The sequence below is a fragment of the Streptomyces sp. DI166 genome (assembly GCF_900091315.1).
Taxonomy (GTDB): Bacteria; Actinomycetota; Actinomycetes; order Streptomycetales; family Streptomycetaceae; genus Streptomyces; species Streptomyces fuscus.
Genome location: NZ_FLSP01000241.1, coordinates 1 through 1,329 on the forward strand (window position 1 = coordinate 1; position 1,329 = coordinate 1,329).

Sequence of the window (1,329 nt, forward strand, 5' to 3'; positions counted from 1 at the left end):
GAACCGCCCCGGGTTCGGTAGAGATCTCAGATTGTGGTTGTGACCTGGGGTTTCGTGAGTTCGGTGTAGTAGGTGGCTTCGTACTCGACGGGCGGGACGTGGCCTATCTCACCGTGGAGTCTTCGGTGGTTGTACCAGTCGACCCACTCGGCGGTGGCCAGCTCGACCTGGGAGAGCGTTTTCCAGGGCCGCCGGGGCTTGATCAACTCAGTTTTGTACAAGCCGATCGTGGATTCCATGAGGGCGTTGTCGTATGCGTCGCCGACGGAGCCGATGGACGCGGCGATGCCGGCGGCCTCGAGGTGCTCGGCGAGCTTGAACGACGTGTACTGCGACCCTGCATCCGAGTGATGTATCAACTCACCTGCCTGAAAGGGCTGTTGGTCGCGGTCGCGCTGCCAGATCGCCATCTCCAGGGCGTCCAGGACGAAGACGGTCTCCTTCACGGTGGCCGCCGACCAGCCGACGATCCGGCGGGAGAAGGTGTCCACGACGAAGGCGACGTAGACGACCGCGGACCACGTTTTCACGTGGGTGAAGTCCGCCACCCAGCAGCGGTTCGGGGCAGCGGCGACGAAGTCGCGGTCGACCAGGTCGGGCGCTCGGTCCACCTGTCCGCCGGGGATCGTGGTGATCACCCTCTTGCCGCGGACCGCGCCCTGGATGCCGAGTTCGCGCATCAGGCGCTCGACCGTGCAGCGGGCCACCGCATGGCCCTGCCGGTTCAGCTCGCGCCAGATCTTCCGGGCCCCGTAGACACGGTAGTTGGACGTGTAGACCTGCTTGATCTTCTCCGCGAGTTCTGCGTCGCGGACGCGGCGGGCGGAGGGTGCCTGGAGGCGTTTGTGGTGGGCGTAGTAGGTGGAAGGGGCGATCTTGCAGTCGTGCTCGGTGAGCGTTCTGCAGATCGGCTCGACCCCGCCGAAGCGGTCCCGGTGCTCGTCGATGAACGCTACGAGCGCGTGTGTGGCCGGTCGAGCTCGGCCGCGAAGAAACTCGCCGCCGCCTTGAGGATCTCGTTGGCTCGCTTCAGCTCGGCGTTCTCCTTCTTCAACGCCTTGAGCTGGGCGGACTCCTCCGTCGTCGTCCCCGGACGCTGCCCCGCGTCGATCTCGTGCTGCTTGACCCAGTTCCGCAGCGTCTCGCGGGAACCGATGCCGAGCTTGTCCGCCACTGCCTGCAGGGCGGCCGTCTCGTTCGGGTAGTCGCCGCGGACCTCGGCGATCATGCGCACCGCACGGCGGCGCAGCTCAAGCGGGTAACGGGAGGGTCGTGCCATGACTCAATCCTTACATGGAATCGAGCCTCCACCTGACCCGGGGCGGTTCA

General features: G+C 65.9%; 1 protein-coding gene. It reads right to left on the reverse strand.

Annotated elements, in window-relative coordinates:
* Nucleotides 1-26: 26 nt before the first annotated feature.
* A protein-coding gene (locus tag GA0115233_RS40055; protein WP_255310529.1) for an IS3 family transposase occupies nucleotides 27-1,279 on the reverse strand; the annotation gives its coding sequence in 2 pieces (ribosomal slippage) (nucleotides 27-997 and nucleotides 997-1,279; 1,254 coding nt in all).
* Nucleotides 1,280-1,329 lie beyond the last annotated feature (50 nt).